This is a genomic window from Streptomyces polyrhachis, assembly GCF_042663125.1.
In the GTDB taxonomy this organism is placed as follows: Bacteria; Actinomycetota; Actinomycetes; order Streptomycetales; family Streptomycetaceae; genus Streptomyces; species Streptomyces polyrhachii.
In genome coordinates this window covers 1-15066 of sequence record NZ_JBHSZO010000063.1, presented here as the reverse complement: position 1 = coordinate 15066, position 15066 = coordinate 1, and the positions used below count along the sequence as shown (strand labels likewise).

At 73.0% G+C, this 15066-nt stretch carries 14 protein-coding genes; 8 read left to right on the top strand and 6 right to left on the bottom strand.

Annotated features, from left to right (window positions below; translation table 11 throughout):
- Positions 1-15: 15 nt before the first annotated feature.
- Genes ACFQLX_RS24950 through ACFQLX_RS24940 form a run of 3 tightly spaced genes read right to left on the bottom strand, consistent with a single transcriptional unit; the run spans position 16 to position 2059 of the window.
- Complete coding sequence (locus tag ACFQLX_RS24950; RefSeq protein WP_417846879.1) at positions 16-732, bottom strand: class I SAM-dependent methyltransferase; 717 nt, start codon at positions 730-732, stop codon at positions 16-18.
- Complete coding sequence (locus ACFQLX_RS24945; RefSeq protein WP_386418707.1) at positions 729-1379, bottom strand: TIGR04282 family arsenosugar biosynthesis glycosyltransferase; 651 nt, start codon at positions 1377-1379, stop codon at positions 729-731. The genes ACFQLX_RS24950 and ACFQLX_RS24945 overlap by 4 nt, the downstream gene beginning before the upstream one ends.
- A complete protein-coding gene (locus ACFQLX_RS24940) occupies positions 1376-2059 on the bottom strand; it encodes a glycosyltransferase family 2 protein (protein ID WP_386418706.1) in 684 nt (227 codons plus the stop codon). The genes ACFQLX_RS24945 and ACFQLX_RS24940 overlap by 4 nt, the downstream gene beginning before the upstream one ends.
- 124 nt (positions 2060-2183) lie before the next feature.
- Between ACFQLX_RS24940 and ACFQLX_RS24935 the strand changes: the two genes are divergently transcribed.
- Entirely contained in the window at positions 2184-2909 is a 726-nt protein-coding gene (locus ACFQLX_RS24935) for a response regulator transcription factor (protein ID WP_386418704.1), read from the top strand.
- Positions 2909-4159 carry a sensor histidine kinase gene (locus ACFQLX_RS24930; protein ID WP_386418703.1) on the top strand — a complete coding sequence of 417 codons (1251 nt, stop codon included), beginning with the start codon at positions 2909-2911 and terminating at the stop codon, positions 4157-4159. The genes ACFQLX_RS24935 and ACFQLX_RS24930 overlap by 1 nt, the downstream gene beginning before the upstream one ends.
- Here the strand turns inward: ACFQLX_RS24930 and ACFQLX_RS24925 are convergent.
- Entirely contained in the window at positions 4059-5054 is a 996-nt protein-coding gene (locus tag ACFQLX_RS24925; RefSeq protein WP_386418701.1) for an NAD-dependent epimerase/dehydratase family protein, read from the bottom strand. The two genes, ACFQLX_RS24930 and ACFQLX_RS24925, sit on opposite strands and share 101 nt — an antisense overlap.
- 165 nt (positions 5055-5219) lie before the next feature.
- On the opposite strand from ACFQLX_RS24925, the gene ACFQLX_RS24920 reads away from it, so the two are divergent.
- The 3 genes from ACFQLX_RS24920 to ACFQLX_RS24910 all read left to right on the top strand — a co-directional run bounded on the left by ACFQLX_RS24920 (position 5220) and on the right by ACFQLX_RS24910 (position 9157).
- Positions 5220-6620 carry a family 2B encapsulin nanocompartment shell protein gene (locus tag ACFQLX_RS24920; RefSeq protein ID WP_386418699.1) on the top strand — a complete coding sequence of 467 codons (1401 nt, stop codon included), beginning with the start codon at positions 5220-5222 and terminating at the stop codon, positions 6618-6620.
- Positions 6620-8797 (top strand): terpene synthase family protein, encoded by a 2178-nt coding sequence (locus tag ACFQLX_RS24915; protein WP_386418698.1) that lies wholly within the window; start codon positions 6620-6622, stop codon positions 8795-8797. Before ACFQLX_RS24920 ends, ACFQLX_RS24915 begins: the two co-directional genes overlap by 1 nt.
- 165 nt (positions 8798-8962) lie before the next feature.
- Positions 8963-9157 (top strand): hypothetical protein, encoded by a 195-nt coding sequence (locus tag ACFQLX_RS24910; protein WP_386418696.1) that lies wholly within the window; start codon positions 8963-8965, stop codon positions 9155-9157.
- A gap of 7 nt (positions 9158-9164) precedes the next feature.
- Here the strand turns inward: ACFQLX_RS24910 and ACFQLX_RS24905 are convergent, their stop codons facing one another.
- Positions 9165-10874: a bifunctional 3'-5' exonuclease/DNA polymerase gene (locus ACFQLX_RS24905; protein WP_386418694.1), complete on the bottom strand. Its 1710-nt coding sequence runs from the start codon at positions 10872-10874 to the stop codon at positions 9165-9167.
- A gap of 210 nt (positions 10875-11084) precedes the next feature.
- Here ACFQLX_RS24905 and ACFQLX_RS24900 point away from each other — a divergent pair, with 210 nt between their 5' ends.
- The gene (locus ACFQLX_RS24900) at positions 11085-11303 is read left to right on the top strand and encodes a DUF397 domain-containing protein (protein WP_386418693.1); all 219 of its coding nucleotides are present in this window, start codon (positions 11085-11087) and stop codon (positions 11301-11303) included.
- Between the two features lie 110 nt (positions 11304-11413).
- Here the strand turns inward: ACFQLX_RS24900 and ACFQLX_RS24895 are convergent, their stop codons facing one another.
- Complete coding sequence (locus ACFQLX_RS24895; protein WP_386418691.1) at positions 11414-11911, bottom strand: ATP-binding protein; 498 nt, start codon at positions 11909-11911, stop codon at positions 11414-11416.
- A gap of 362 nt (positions 11912-12273) precedes the next feature.
- On the opposite strand from ACFQLX_RS24895, the gene ACFQLX_RS24890 reads away from it, so the two are divergent.
- The gene (locus ACFQLX_RS24890; RefSeq protein WP_386418689.1) at positions 12274-13140 is read left to right on the top strand and encodes a helix-turn-helix domain-containing protein; all 867 of its coding nucleotides are present in this window, start codon (positions 12274-12276) and stop codon (positions 13138-13140) included.
- A gap of 110 nt (positions 13141-13250) precedes the next feature.
- Entirely contained in the window at positions 13251-14918 is a 1668-nt protein-coding gene (locus tag ACFQLX_RS24885; protein ID WP_386418687.1) for a threonine/serine exporter family protein, read from the top strand.
- The last annotated feature ends 148 nt before the right edge of the window (positions 14919-15066 follow it).

The window sequence follows — 15066 nt, the reverse complement described above, 5'->3', positions numbered from 1 at the left end:
ATGGCAAGTCAATCCCTATGGCTTTTCGGAGTTGTCGCGGAGAGGCCCCGCCCCCGAAGCGCAACCCACCCCCGCCCGCAACGCCACAAACCGCCGCCCCCCCGAACTCCACGCCCACCCCCTAGGACACTCCCACCCCACCGCATACCGCAACAACGCCCCCTCACCCACCCGCGCCCACGGAAACACAGGCCCACCCCCCACCCCCACCCCGTCCCACACCGCGACCCGCACCCGCTCATCCACCTCACAGCCCTGCACCTCCACCACACACACCCCACCCACCCCCACCAGGGACCGCACCCGAGCCAGCAACGCCGCCACATCCCCACCGATACCGACGTTTCCGTCCATCAGCAGCACGGTCCCCCACCGCCCCTCCCCAGGCAGCGGCTCGAAGACGGAACGCCGCAGCGCACACCCCCCACCCGCGTTCGCACGCTCCACGGCCACCGCGCTGACATCGATCCCCAGCGCAGGCAGCCCCAGCCGGCCAAGCGCGGCAACAAGCCGCCCGGGCCCGCACCCCACATCGAGCACGGGCCCGCAACACCGCCGCAGCACAGACCAGTCGGCGGCATCGGGCCCCGCACACCACCGCTCGACCTCCAGCGGAAGCAGCCAGCCGTCGTCACGGCGCAGAAAGAGCGGCCCGCGCCCGGCGCGCAGAGCGGCGGCGTAGGGCTCGGCGGCCCCGGTCCAGCCCACGGTGGGCGGCGCCGCGCTCCTCAAGCCGCACCTTCACCCGAAAACGCAACCATCCGCCCGGCCAACTCGGCGAACAGAGAACCGGGTTGACACAAGCCGGCCACCAACCCCACATCCTCAGGCGTATCCACATCCCGCAGCTCGGCCAGCTCCGCAACCCGCAACCCCGCCCCGTAAAGCCGCCGCCGCTGCAGCTCCCCCGTATCCGGACGCGACATCGCCACCCCCCGCACCAGCGCCGGATCGGGCACCGCCAGCCCCAGCGCCCAAAAGCCCCCGTCCACCGCGCCCCCGACATAGGCGTCTACCGCGTCCCACGCCCCCACCCGCGTCACGGGCGCCAGCAACTCCGGGGTGAACTGCGGCGTATCCATCCCGACCAGCACAGCCGGCCCCGACACCCCCGCGAACGCCGCCGCGATGCGTTCGTCCAAGGCGTCCCCCTCCTGCGCGACGACCTCATAGCCGCCCGGCAGCCAGTCGCCCACCGCCCCCTCCAGTACGAGCACCCGCCGCGCCGCCGGCACCGCGAGTCCGGTCGCCAGCGTGTCGGCGAGCGCGGCCCGCGCGAGCGCGGCGGCCTCCTCGGGCGAACAACCGCGCTGCAGCCGGGTCTTGACCCGCCCCGGACGCGGCTCCTTGGCGATGACCAGCAAGGTGAGGTCGTTCACGAGGCAGCCTCCCGCACCACGGCGGCCGCCGGCGGGGCGTGGAGCACGGCCCGCATGTCGCGCACCGCCTGCCAGGTCCCCCGCCACGTCCCGGTGACCTTCGATTTCCCGGCCCGGGGCAGATACGGCACCGCCACCTCCCCGACCCGCCAGCCCGCGTCCGCGGCCCGCACCACCATCTCCAGTGGCCAGCCACTGCGCCGGTCCTCGATCCCCAGCCCGAGCAGCGCCTCGCGCCGCGCAGCCCGCATCGGCCCGAGGTCGTGCAGCCGCAGCCCGGTACGGCGGTGCAGCATCCGCGACAGCGCCGCGTTCCCGGCCCGCGCGTGCAGGGGCCACGCTCCCCGTACGACCGGACGCCGGCGCCCGAGCACCAGATCGGCCGCCCCCTGCCGTACCAGCTCGGCCAGCGGCGGCAGCAGCGCCGGATCCAGCGAGGCGTCGCAGTCGCAGAAGCAGACCACCTCCGCCTCGGCGGCGGCCAGCCCCGCCGCACAGGCGGCACCGAAACCCCGACGCGGCTCGGACACCACGACGGCGCCCAACTCCCGTGCCAGCTCAGGGGATCCATCCTCGGATCCGTTGTCGACCACGATGGCGCGCCAGCCGGGAGGCACGCGCCGAAGCACCCAGGGAAGTGCCTCAACCTCGTTCAGGCAGGGCAGGATCAGATCCGTCATGGCCCCTCACCCTACGAAACCAAACCGGACATACAGGTCCACGACTTCTTACGAAACAAGGACGCCGCCCACCACCGCGGCCCGCAGCCCCACCCCAACGCCCCCGGGCTGCCACGCTGGAGGCATGCACCCACCCGCCCCCCGCATCCTGGTCGTGGACGACGACCCGACCGTCGCCGAGGTGATCGTCGAGTACCTCGGCCGCGCCGGCTACGGGGTCGACCGCGCGGCGGACGGCCCCACCGCCCTGGAACGGGCCGAGGCGTCCTGGCCGGACCTGGTGGTCCTGGACCTGATGCTCCCCGGCCTGGACGGCTTCGCGGTCTGCGCGGCCCTGCGCGCACAGGCCCCGGTCCCGGTGATCATGCTGACCGCCCGGGGCGACGAGGACGACCGCATCGCGGGCCTGGAACTGGGCGCGGACGACTACGTGACCAAACCCTTCAGCCCCCGGGAACTGGTCCTGCGCGTCGACTCGGTCCTCCGCCGCACCCACACCCGGAAAACCGCAGAGCCACGCACCGGGATCCTGCGAACCTCCGGCCTGGCCCTGGACCCGGCCGCCCGCAGGGCCTGGCAGGAGGACGGAAACAACAAAAGAAGCGAACTGCCCCTGACCCAACGGGAGTTCGACCTCCTGTCCCACTTCCTGGCCCACCCGGGAGAGGTCTTCACCCGCACGGACCTGATGCACAAGGTCTGGGACTGGGACTTCGGCGACCTCTCCACCGTCACGGTGCACATCCGCCGCCTACGAGCAAAGATCGAACGAAACCCGGCCACCCCGAAACTGATCACCACGGTATGGGGAGTCGGCTACCGCTTCGACCCGAACCCCGGGACCCCCTGATGCGCGACCTCCTCCTCATCGCCCTCCTGGCCCTCCTGGGCGCCACCGCGGCCGGCGTCCTGGGCGCTCTGGCCCTGCGCCTCCTGCGCGCCCGCTCCCTCCTGGTAACGATCTCCGTGGTGGCCGCGACGGCCATCCTGGCCATGCTCTTCGGCACGCTGGTGGTCGCGTACGAGATGTTCCTCAGCACCCACGACCGCAACGTAGTGATCATCGTCTGCCTGATGGCCGCCGTCGTGGCGATGGCCGTGGCGGCAGCTCTGGGCCGCTGGGTGGCGGCCCGCAGCGAGGCCCTGGCCCACGCGGCCCGTACCTTCGGCGACGACGGCGGCTTCGTCCCCCCGAAGAACGGCGGGGTAGCGGCGGAGCTGGCAGCGGTGACCCGCGAACTGGAAGCAACCAGCGCCAGGTTGGCGACCTCCAGGGAGCGGGAACGCGCTCTGGAGTCCTCCCGCCGCGAGCTGGTCGCCTGGATCTCACACGACCTGCGCACCCCCCTGGCCGGCCTGCGCGCGATGGCGGAGGCGCTGGAGGACGGCGTGGCAGCGGACCCGGCGCGCTACCACCGCCGGATCCACACCGAGGTGGAGCGGCTCAACGCCATGGTCGGCGACCTCTTCGAGCTCTCCCGCATCCATGCCGGCGCCCTGAGCCTGACCCGCTCCCGGCTCTCGCTGCACGAACTGGTCGGCGATGCGCTGGCGGGCGCGGAGCCCCTGGCCCGCGAACGGGGGGTACGACTGGCGGCCGATGCCCCGACCGCGCGCCCCGGGGAGGTCCCGGCGGGGCTGTCGGTGGAGCTATTGGTGGAGGTGGACGCCCGGGAGATCACCCGAGTCCTGGGGAACCTGCTGGTCAACGCGATCCGCCGCACCCCCGAGGACGGCACGGTCGCGGTGGCCGCGCGGCCCGGGGAGGACGGCACGGTGGTGGTCTCGGTGACGGACGAGTGCGGCGGCATCCCCGAGGAGGACCTGCCCCGCGTCTTCGACACCGGCTGGCGCGGCACGCACGCGCGCACCCCGCCGGCGGGCGCGGGCCTGGGGCTGGCGATCGTCCGGGGCATCGTGGAGGCGCACGAGGGCCGGGCGAGCGTACGCAACGTGGAGAAGGGCTGCCGCTTCGAGGTCGTGCTGCCGACGCGCGGGATCAGCCGATCGGAAGCGAGGCCAACTCCCGCATCCCCTCGGCAAAGGACACCCCGGCCTCCCACCCCAACTCCTCCCGCAACCGCCGCGAATCAGCGGTGATGTGCCGCACGTCCCCCAGCCGGTACTCACCCGTCACGACAGGCGCGGGCCCCCCGCAGGCCGCCGCGAGAGCCCGCGCCATCGCCCCGACCGTACGAACCTCGCCGCTGCCCGTGTTGTACGCGGTGAGCACCCCGCCGGGAAGCTGCGAACACCCTTCCAGCGCCCGCAGGTTGGCCTGCGCCACATCGCGCACGTGCACGAAGTCCCGCCGCTGCCCCCCGTCCTCGAAGACCCGCGGCGCCTCCCCCCGGCCCAGCGCCGACAGGAACAGCGCCGCGACCCCGGCGTAGGGGGTGTCGCGCGGCAGCCCGGGCCCGTAGACGTTGTGGTAGCGCAGCGACACCGCCGTGCCGCCGGTCTCCCGCGCCCACACGGCGGCGAGTTGCTCCTGGGCGAGCTTGGTCACCGCGTAGACGTTGCGCGGATCGGCCGGGGCGTCCTCGGGTACGAGCCCGGCGGCCAGCGGCGCGGAGCACACCGGGCACGGCGGCTCGAAGCGCCCCGCGTCCAGCGCGCCGGCCGTACGGGGCCCGGGGCGCACGAGGCCGTGCGAGGCGCAGGTGTAGCGTCCCTCGCCGTAGACGACCATCGACCCGGCGAGCACCAGCCGCCGCACCCCGGCGTCCGCCATCGCGGCCAACAGCTCAGCGGTACCGACCAGGTTGACGGAGACATAATCCGGCGCGTCGGAGAAATCCCTCCCCAGCCCCACCTTCGCCGCCTGGTGGCACACCGCGTCGACCCCGGCCAACGCCCCCGCCACCACCCCCCGGTCACGCACGTCCGCCCCGCCCCGTACGTCCAGCACCGCCACCTCGTGCCCTGCGGCCTCCACCGCCGCGACCACGGCCGAACCGATGAACCCGCTGCCACCCGTCACCAGAATCCGCATCCCCCGAAGCTAACCGCCCCCGCTCGCCACCCCCGCCCCGAACCGCGCGCCGTCACACTCCCGTAAGACCCGGGAGCCCATGATCCATAGCCATCCCCGCACCCTCGCAACCACGCTCTTTCGAGCGATTGCGCCACCTTCGTGTCGATTTCTAGATTCACTGCCATGACGACAGTCGAAGAACCCACACAGCACGCCCAGCCCACCCAGCACAGCCTCGCCACCGCCGCCGCCAGGAACCTGGCGACGACGACCAAGACACCCCCGCAGATGCAGGGCGTCTCCTCCCGCTGGCTGCTGCGCGTCCTGCCCTGGGTCGACGTCCGGGGCGGCACGTACCGCGTCAACCGCCGCCTCTCCCACACCCTGGGCGACGGCAGGGTGGAGTTCACCTCGACCGGCGCGGAGGTCCGCGTCATCCCGCAGGAGCTGCGCGAGCTGCCCCCGCTGCGGGCCTACGAGGCGGAGCCGGTGCTCACCGCGCTGGCCGACCGCTTCGAGCAGCGCGAGCTGGCCGCCGGGGAGGTGCTGGTCAGCGGCGGTGCGCCCGCCGACCAGGTGCTGCTGATCGCCCACGGCCGCATCAGCCGCCTGGGCCGGGGCAAGTACGGCGACGAGACCGTGCTCGGCGTCCTCGCCGACGGCGACCACGCCGGCGCCGAGCTGCTGGTGGGCACCGAGGAGAGCTGGCCGTGCACCCTGCGCGCCGCCACCCGCGCCACCGTCCTGGTCCTGGAACGCCCCGCGCTCCAGGCCGTCCTGGCCGCCCACCCCGACCTCGCCGCCCACCTCGGTGCCTTCCGCGCCATTCCCGCCCAGCGCCAGAACAGGGCCGGCGAGGCGGAGATCGAGCTGTCCTCCGGTCAGCACGGGGAGTACCAACTCCCCGCCACCTTCGCCGACTACGAGCAGAGCCCGCGCGAGTACGAGCTGAGCGTCGCCCAGACCGTGCTGCGCGTCCACTCCCGCGTGGCAGACCTCTACAACGAGCCGATGAACCAGACCGAGCAGCAACTGCGCCTGACCGTCGAGGCGTTGAAGGAGCGCCAGGAGCACGAGCTGGTCAACAACCGCGAGTTCGGCCTGCTCCACAACGCCGACCTCAAGCAGCGCCTGCACACCCGCTCCGGCCCGCCCACCCCCGACGACCTCGACGAACTGCTCTGCCGCCGCCGCGACACCCGCGTCATGCTGGCCCACCCCCGCACCATCGCGGCCATCGGCCGCGAGATGAACGCGCGCGGGCTCGTCCCCCCGCCGGTGCCCTTCGAGGGCGGCGAGACGGTCGGCTGGCGCGGGGTGCCGATCCTGCCCTGCAACAAGATCCCCATCACCCCGGGGCACACCAGCTCGATCATCGCCATGCGCCTGGGCGCCGACAACCAGGGCGTCGTCGGCCTGTACCAGAAGGGCATCCCCGACGAGATCGAGCCGGGCCTGAACGTCCGCTTCATGGGCATCGACGCGCAGGCGATCATCTCGTACCTGGTCAGCGCCTACTACTCGGCGGCCGTCCTGGTCCCCGACGCGCTCGGCATCCTCGAGGACGTGGAGATCGGCCACTGATGGCCCCCGGCCGCGAGCCGTCCTTCCGGCTGCCGGACTTCTACGTGCCCTACCCGGCGCGCCTGAGCCCGCACACCGACCGGGCCCGGGAGCACACCCGGGCCTGGGCGGCGGACATGGGCATGCTGGAGGGCTCGGGCGTGTGGACGCGCGCCGACCTGGACGCCCACGACTACGCCCTCCTGTGCGGCTACACCCATCCCGACTGCCCGCCCGAAGAGTTGGCGACGGTCACCGACTGGTACGTGTGGGTGTTCTTCTTCGACGACCACTTCCTGGAGCTGTTCAAGCGTACGGGCGACCGCACGGCGGGCAAGGCGCACCTGGAGCGGCTGGCGCGGTTCATGCCGCCCGACCCGGACACGCCGGTGCCGGACCCGCGCAACCCGGTCGAGGCGGGCCTGAAGGACCTGTGGGCCCGCACCTGCCCCGCCATGTCCCGCGCCTGGCGCGAGCGCTTCATCGCGGTCACCCGCGCCCTGCTCGACGAGTCGGACTGGGAGCTGGCCAACATCAACGCGGGCCGCATCGCCAACCCGGTCGAGTACGTCGAGATGCGCCGCAAGGTCGGCGGCGCCCCCTGGTCGGCCTGCCTGGTGGAGTACGCCAACAGCGCCGAGATCCCGCAACGCCTTGCCGGATCACGCCCGTTGCGCGTCCTGTGCGACACCTTCTCCGACGCCGTGCACCTGCGCAACGACCTCTTCTCCTACCAGCGCGAGGTCGAGGACGAGGGCGAGCTGAGCAACGGCGTCCTGGTCCTGGAGACCTTCCTGCACCTGTCCACCCAGGACGCCGCCGACCGCGTCAACGACCTGCTCACCTCCCGCCTCCAGCAGTTCGACCACACCGTCCTCACCGAACTCCCCACCCTCACCCCCGACACGGCCGAGACGGCGGCCGTCCTCACCTACGCCAAGGGCCTGCAGGACTGGCAGTCCGGCGGCCACGAATGGCACCTGCGCTCCAGCCGCTACATGAACGCCGGCGCCCTGGACCGGGGCCCGCGCCTGCCCGCCGCCCCCACCGGCCTGGGCGTCAGCGCCGCCCACCTGCGCGCCGCCCTGCGCAAACACGCCCACGTCCCCTTCCAGCCCACCGGCCCCCTGCGCCTCCCCGACTTCCGGCTGCCCTACCCCGTCACCCTCAGCCCCCACCTCCCGGCCGCCCGCGCCAACCTCCGCACCTGGGCGGCGAGTACGGGCATCCTCACCCCCGGCGCCGACCGCTACGTCTGGGACGAGGCCACCCTGGACGCCGCCGACCTCGCCCTGTGCGCGGCCGGCCTGCACCCCGACGCCACCGTGGAGGAGCTGGACACCGGCTCGCGCTGGCTGTGCTGGGGGACGTACGCCGACGACTACTACCCGCGCGTCTTCGCCCCCACCGGCGACCTGGCCGGCGCCCGCGCCCACGTCGAGCGCCTGCGCCGCCAGATGCAGGTGGACGGCGCACCGCCGCCGCCCCCGAGCGGCGCCATGGAGGTCTCCCTGGCCGACCTGTGGGCCCGTACGACCGCGCCCATGGACCGCACAGCCCGCACCATGCTGCGGGAGGCGGTCGACACCATGCTCGACAGCTGGCTCTGGGAGCTGCACAACACCGCCGCCCACCGCGTCCCCGACCCCGTCGACTACGTCGAGATGCGCCGCGCCACCTTCGGCTCGGACCTCACCATGGCGCTCAGCCGCATCGGCCACGGCGACCGACTGCCCCCGCAGGTCTACGCCGCCACCCCCTTCCAGGCCCTGCAGAACGCGGCGGCGGACTACGCCTGCCTGCTCAACGACGTCTTCTCCTACCGCAAGGAGATCGAGTACGAGGGGGAGGTGCACAACGCCCTGCTGGTCACGCAGACGTTCTTCGACTGCGACTACCCGACCGCGCTGGCGATCGTGGACGACCTGATGAACAGCCGCCTCGCCCAGTTCGAACACCTCGCCGAGCACGAACTCCCGCTGCTCGCCCGGGAACTGGGACTGGACAGCCGGGCGCGCGAGGTCCTCGACGGCTTCGTCGCCGAACTGCGCAACTGGCTGGCGGGCATCCTCAACTGGCACCGCCACGTGGCCCGTTACCGGGACGAGGAACTGCGTCGCACCCCCGGCACGCGCAGCCTCTCCACCACCCCCACCGGACTGGGCACGGCCGCACTGCGCCCCTCGTACGCCCTCTGATTGCCTTTCGGGTACGGCCGGGTGCCTTGCGCACGGCCCCGGCTGTACCCGAATGGCCGATACGGACCACGGCGCCGGGGCGCCCCCACTGGGCGAGACTGGCCCGGTTACTGCCCGCCTTGACCCGCCTTGTCGAAGGCCCGCGTACGGGAGGCGACGAAAGCCATGTCCGTATCGATCTCCGTGGTCCTGCTGCTGGTGATCCTCGCCGTGATCTTCCTGCGCAACGGCTCCCTGAAGATGAGCCACGCCCTGGTCTGCATCCTCCTGGGCTTCTACCTCGCCGGCACGGCGATGGCCCCCTCCATCCAGACCGGCCTGAACGCCACGACCGAGATGGTCAGCGGCATCAGACCCTGACCCGCCGCTACTTCGCGTCCGCGTAGCACTCCACCACCGCCACCGTGAACGGGAACCGCACCGGCGTGTCCCCGAACGCCAGGTGCGCCGCCTGCGCCGCCGCCGCGTCGATCGCCTCGCGCACCGCCGCGACCTCCTCGGCGGGGCAGTGCACGATCACCTCGTCGTGCTGGAAGAACACCAGCTCCGCCGCGAGCCCCGCCGCCGCCAGCCGCCGGCGCAGCCCCGCGAGCAGCAGCAGCGCCCAGTCCGCCGCGCCGCCCTGCACCACGTAGTTGCGGGTGAAGCGCCCGCGCGCCCGCGCCGCACTCGTCGTCCCGTACGAGGAGGCGGTCCCGGGAGCCTCCTCCTGCGGCACCCCCGCCTCGCCCTCCGACCCGTCGTCCCCCGTGCCGGACGGCGGACAGGTGCGCCCCAGGTGCGTACGGACCAGGCGGCCCTCCTCGCCCGCCCGCGCCGCCTCGTCGACGTACGCCACGGCCGCGGGGAAGCGGCGGCGCAGCTCGGCCATGTGCTTCAGCGCGTCCCCCGAGGTCTGGCCGTAGATCGCGCCCAGCAGCGCCAGCTTCGCCTCCGCCCGGCCGCCCGGGACGGCGCGCTCGGCCAGCTCCGCGTACAGGTCGCGCGCCCCGCCCGCCGCCCGCATCAGCCCCCGGTCGCGGGAGACGGCGGCCAGGATGCGCGGCTCCATCTGGTCCGCGTCGGCCACCACCAGCCGCCAGCCCGGATCGGCGATGACCGCCCGTCGGATCACCTTCGGGATCTGCAGGGCGCCGCCGCCGTTGGTCGTCCAGCGCCCCGAGACCGTGCCCCCCGGGGTGTACTCGGGGCGGAAGCGGCCGTCCGCGTCCACCCAGGTGCGCAGCCACTGCCAGCCGTGCGCGGTGTGCAGCCGGTAGAGCCGCTTGTACTCCAGCAGCGGCGCGACCGCCGGATGGTCGACCTGCTCCAGCTCCCACTTGCGGGTCGAGCCCACCGGGACCCCGGCCCGCGCGAAGGCCCGCAGCACCTCGGCCGGCAGGTCCGGCCGCACCGGGCGGCCGAAGGCGCGCGAGACCTCCTGCGCCAGCGCCGCCAGCCGGGGCGGCTCCAGATTGCCCGGATAGCGCCCGCCGAGCAGCTCCAGCAGCAGCGCGTCGTGGACGTCGGCCCGCCAGGGGATGCCCGCCCGGCCCATCTCGGCGGCGACGAGCAGGCCGGCGGACTGGGCGGTGACGAGCAGCGCCATGCGCTCGGGCCGCTCGCCGCGGGCGAGGCGCCGCTGCTGGGCGGCGTAGACCTGCAGCAGGGCGTCCAGCGGGTCCACTCCCGGCGGGAGGCCGCTGCCCGGGGCCTCGGCGGCGAAGAGGGAGGGCTGCGGCTCGCCGTCGCCCCTGGCGGCGGGCGGCGCCGCGGGATCGTCCGGGACGGGCAGGCCGTGCAGCCGGGCGTAGGCGGCGGGCAGGGCGCGGGGGAGGCCCGCCCGCCCCTCGTGCGCCAGGAGGAGGCCCTCGGCGTCCTCCACGTCGTAGCACCGCTCGACGCGCACACCGGCGGCGAGCAGCGCCCCGTACACCCCCGGGGTCGAGCGCCAGATCCAGCGGTCCGCGCCGGGCTGCGCGCGCACGGCCGACGCCGCGTCCGGATCGCGGCGGGGGAGGCCCGCGGGCAGGCCCTCGCTCCCGACGGGGCAGCTCAGCACGCTGCCGTCGGGGCACTGCGCCAGGGCCCATCTCATGGGCCCGAGTCTGTCAGGGGGGTCTGACATATGGCCTCACGTCCACCACACGCGCCTCTTCGACCTCAGCAAACGCACAGCGGAGGCGCCCGTTCACCATGCGTGCACGTGCATATGCGCATGCAGCTGCACGCCAACACGACTATGATCCCGGGCAGTTGACACCGGCAGCTGATATTGGAGAGCCCCGTGGCCCAGGCGTACAACGGCATGCCAGCCGCAGACCTTCACGGTGCCGCCTGGCAGAAGAGCCGGCACAGCAACTCGCAGGGAACGTGCGTGGAGTTCGCGCGACTGCCCGGCGGCGAGATAGCCGTCCGCAACTCGCGCTTCCCCGACAGCCCGGCGCTCATCTACACCCCGGCGGAGATCGAGGCGCTGCTCCTGGGGGTCAAGGACGGCGAGTTCGACCACCTCGTGCTCGGCTGACCCGTACTCGGCCGATGACCCCTACTCGGCCGACGAGCTTTTCCCCCAGCTCTTCGAGCAGGGGAGGCCCCATCCGCGGCGTGGGCCCGCCCCGTAGCGCCGGAAGGCCCTCAGGCCCCCGGCGCCGGCGGCGACAGATGGAACAGCGCCCACACCACCTTGCCGCGCAGCGAACCGGCCAGCGGATGCCAGCCCCAGCCGTCGCTGAAGGAGTCGACGAGGAAGAGCCCCCGCCCCGACTCCTCCGCGAAGCCGGCCTCACCTGCCACGGGGCTGTCGCAGCTGGGATCGCGCACCGCGCAGACCAGCCGCGAGGACCAGCGCATGATGTGCAGCCGGACGGGCGGGTCCAGCGCCCCGGTGCCCCGGTCCGGGCAGGCGTGGCGCAGGGCGTTCGTGACCAACTCCGAGACCACCAGCGCGACATCGTCGCAGAGGCCGTCCAACTGCCAGTGCCGCAGGGTGCTGGTGGTGAACTTGCGGGCCCCACTGACCGCCCCGTACTCGGCCGGTAGGGCACACGAGGCCGAACCGGCCACCGCTCCCGGGTCTATCGGAGGCAGACCCCGCCATAAGGGTTCGAGCATGGTCTGTGCTTCGAGTCCCATGCTGAGCACTCCCCGGCAGTCGCATGCTGGCGTCGGCAATCCGTCACCGGCCTCACGGCGGGAGCGATCGCGCTTCCTCCGCATCCGCTCCGGGGCGACGGGCTGTGCGGTTGACCATCGTTCCGAATGCGTACGGCAGATGCAAGGGCAGATGCACGTGCACGCGGTCGCAATCTCCCTCCACGACCCGGATTGCGCATAATGTGAACCACAACTTTCCTTTATCCGTAACCACTTGAGCACACAACGAAGCCTCTTCATGGCAGACTGTGGCCGGTTGATGCCTGGGAGGCGCCGGGGGGCGTTCCGGACGACGAGGACGACGGACCGAGTGGGACAGCGCGGGCGGAGGCGGGCACCGTATGACCGAAGTAGCCGTGGCAAACGGGTCGGTTGTCCGCCGCATGCTGCTCGGATCCCAACTCCGAAGGCTCCGCGAGGAGCGCGGGATCACGCGTGAAGCAGCCGGTTACGCGATCCGCGCCTCCGAGTCGAAGATCAGCCGGATGGAGCTGGGGCGTGTGAGCTTCAAGACCCGGGATGTGGAAGACCTGTTGACTCTCTACGGCATCAGGGACGACCGCGACCGCTCGGCACTGCTGGAGCTGGTCCGCGAGGCCAACGTGGCGGGCTGGTGGCACAGTTACGGCGACGTGCTGCCCGGCTGGTTCCCGACCTACGTGGGCCTGGAGGCCGCCGCCGCCTCCCTCCAGGTCTACGAGGTGCAGCTGGTGCACGGCCTGCTGCAGTCCCAGAGCTACACCGAGGCCGTGGTCACCGCCGGCCAGCCGACGGCCCCCGCCGCGGAGGTCGAACGCCGCGTCGGCGTCCGCCTGGAGCGCCAGAAGCTGCTCTACGCCGAGAACGCCCCGCGGCTGCACGCCGTGCTCGACGAGGCCGCGCTCTGCAGGCCGTACGGCGGCCGGGCGGTGATGCGCGAGCAGCTGAACCACCTGCTCCACCTCATCGAGATGCCGAACGTCTCCCTGCAGGTCATCCCCTTCTCCTACGCCGGCCACGCGGCGGACACCGGCGCCTTCACCCTGCTGCGCTTCCCGGACGCCGACCTCTCCGATGTGGTCTACGTCGAGCACCTGACCTCCGCCATCTACCTCGACAAGGCCGAGGACGTGGCCCGCTACCACGGGGAGATGGACCGCCTGCGCACCGCGGGCCTGACCCCGCAGGAGACCCGCGACCTCCTCCAGGCGCGCCTCCGGGAGGTCTGACCCCCCACTCTCCCGGCCGGGCGGTGCCCCTCCCCGGGCAGGCCCCCGCCCCACCCCCTATGCTCGCCTGACAGGGCCCTGGATCGTCGTCTGTCAGGGGGTGGTCAAGGGTGGCCGGGGAGTCCAGCCGCGGCTCGCGCGGCGGTGCGGACGGCGCCGAGGGCGAGGACGGCAAGCCGCTCTCGGACGAGGCGCACAGCGCGTTCACCCCGCCCCTGGGCGTGCCGCTGCCGCCCCCGGCGGAGGACGAGCACCCGACCTCCGAGTTCTCCGTCCCGACGGGCGTCGTGGAGCCCCTGGCGCCCGAGCCGGAGTCCTCCGCCTTCACCCAGCCCGCGGGCACGGTGGCGCCCTCGCCCCCACCGTCGCCGCCCGTGGTGCTCGTACGGACGCAGCCGTGGCAGGACCGGATGCGGGTGATGCTGCGCACTCCGCTGATGGAGCGCCCGGCCCCGGAGCGGGTGGCGCATCCCGAGGTCGAGGCCGTGCTGCCGGTGCCGCGCATCCTGGACCTGACGCTGCGTATCGGCGAGCTGCTGCTCGCGGGCGGCGAGGGCGCGGAGGACGTGGAGGCGGCGATGTTCGCCGTCGGGCACGCCTTCGGGCTGGACCGGATCGAGACGACGGTCACCTTCACGCTGCTCTCGGTCACCCACCAGCCCTCCCTGGTCGACGACCCGGTGACCGTCAACCGCACGGTCCGCCGCCGGGGTACGGACTACACGCGCCTCGCGGCCGTCTACCAGCTGGTCGACGACATCGTCGACCCCGCGGTCCCCGTCACCCTGGAGGACGCCTACCGCCGCCTCGCGGAGATGCGCCGCAACCGCCACCCGTACCCCAAATGGGCCCTCACCGTGGCCAGCGGCCTGCTGGCGGGCTCGGCCTCGGTGCTGGTCGGCGGTGGCCCGGTGGTCTTCTTCGCCGCCATGCTCGGCGCGATGGCCGGCGACCGGCTGGCGTGGCTGGCCTCCGCACGCGGACTGCCGGAGTTCTACCAGTTCGTCCTCTTCGCGGTGCCGCCGGCGCTGATGGGGGTGGCACTGAAGGCCGCCCACGTGGACGTGCTCTACTCCGCCGTGATCACCGGTGGCCTCTTCGCGCTGCTGCCCGGCCGGGCGCTGGTCGCGGCGGTGCAGGACGGCCTGACGGGCTACTACATCACCGCCTCGGCCCGGCTCCTGGAGGTGCTCTACCTCTTCGTCGGCATCGTGGTCGGCGTCCTGGGGGTGCTCTACGTCGGACTGGTCTTCGGCACCGAGTTCGACCCGGACCTCACCGTCGTACGCCCCGACCGGCCGGTGGTCTCCCTGCTGGCGGCGATGGCGCTGACGGCGTTCTTCGCGGTGCTGCTCCAGCAGGACCGCTCGACGGTGGGGACGGTCACCCTCAACGGCGGGGTGGCGTGGGCGGTCTTCGGCGCGATGCACGACGTGGGGGGCATCTCCCAGGTCTTCGCCACCGCCGTCGCCGCGGGCCTGGTCGGCCTCTTCGGCCAGCTCCACTCCCGCCTGCGCTACTCCTCCGCCCTGCCGTACGTCACCGCGGCCATCGGCCCCCTGCTGCCCGGCTCGGCCACGTACTTCGGCCTCCTGGGCCTGGCCCAGGGCGACATCAACGGAGGCCTCACTCATCTCCTCACCGCCGCCACTCTGGCCCTGGCCATCGCGGTGGGCGTCAACCTGGGCGGCGAGATGGCCCGCCTCTTCCTCCACCAGCCGGGCGGCGCGGCCTTCCCGGAACGCCGCAAGGCATCGAAGCGGACACGCGGCTTCTGACGACCCGCAGACGGCCCGCAGACGGCCCGGAGATCCGAATGATCTCCCGAGGCCCTTCCGCAGCCCGGCAGAAAACGGCCCCCGCGCCGCCCCGCTTCAGTTCTAGCGGTCGTTGCAACACTGCCTGGCTCAGGTGGTGAGTAGATCA

What these genes read in the sequence shown, in the direction of transcription:
- ACFQLX_RS24940 (WP_386418706.1), bottom strand. Translation starts at nt 2,059, where the DNA reads ATGACGGATCTGATCCTGCCCTGCCTGAACGAGGTTGAGGCACTTCCC.
- ACFQLX_RS24935 (WP_386418704.1), top strand. Translation starts at nt 2,184, where the DNA reads ATGCACCCACCCGCCCCCCGCATCCTGGTCGTGGACGACGACCCGACC.
- ACFQLX_RS24930 (WP_386418703.1), top strand. Translation starts at nt 2,909, where the DNA reads ATGCGCGACCTCCTCCTCATCGCCCTCCTGGCCCTCCTGGGCGCCACC.
- ACFQLX_RS24925 (WP_386418701.1), bottom strand. Translation starts at nt 5,054, where the DNA reads ATGCGGATTCTGGTGACGGGTGGCAGCGGGTTCATCGGTTCGGCCGTG.
- ACFQLX_RS24920 (WP_386418699.1), top strand. Translation starts at nt 5,220, where the DNA reads ATGACGACAGTCGAAGAACCCACACAGCACGCCCAGCCCACCCAGCAC.
- ACFQLX_RS24915 (WP_386418698.1), top strand. Translation starts at nt 6,620, where the DNA reads ATGGCCCCCGGCCGCGAGCCGTCCTTCCGGCTGCCGGACTTCTACGTG.
- ACFQLX_RS24910 (WP_386418696.1), top strand. Translation starts at nt 8,963, where the DNA reads ATGTCCGTATCGATCTCCGTGGTCCTGCTGCTGGTGATCCTCGCCGTG.
- ACFQLX_RS24905 (WP_386418694.1), bottom strand. Translation starts at nt 10,874, where the DNA reads ATGAGATGGGCCCTGGCGCAGTGCCCCGACGGCAGCGTGCTGAGCTGC.
- ACFQLX_RS24900 (WP_386418693.1), top strand. Translation starts at nt 11,085, where the DNA reads ATGCCAGCCGCAGACCTTCACGGTGCCGCCTGGCAGAAGAGCCGGCAC.
- ACFQLX_RS24895 (WP_386418691.1), bottom strand. Translation starts at nt 11,911, where the DNA reads ATGGGACTCGAAGCACAGACCATGCTCGAACCCTTATGGCGGGGTCTG.
- ACFQLX_RS24890 (WP_386418689.1), top strand. Translation starts at nt 12,274, where the DNA reads ATGACCGAAGTAGCCGTGGCAAACGGGTCGGTTGTCCGCCGCATGCTG.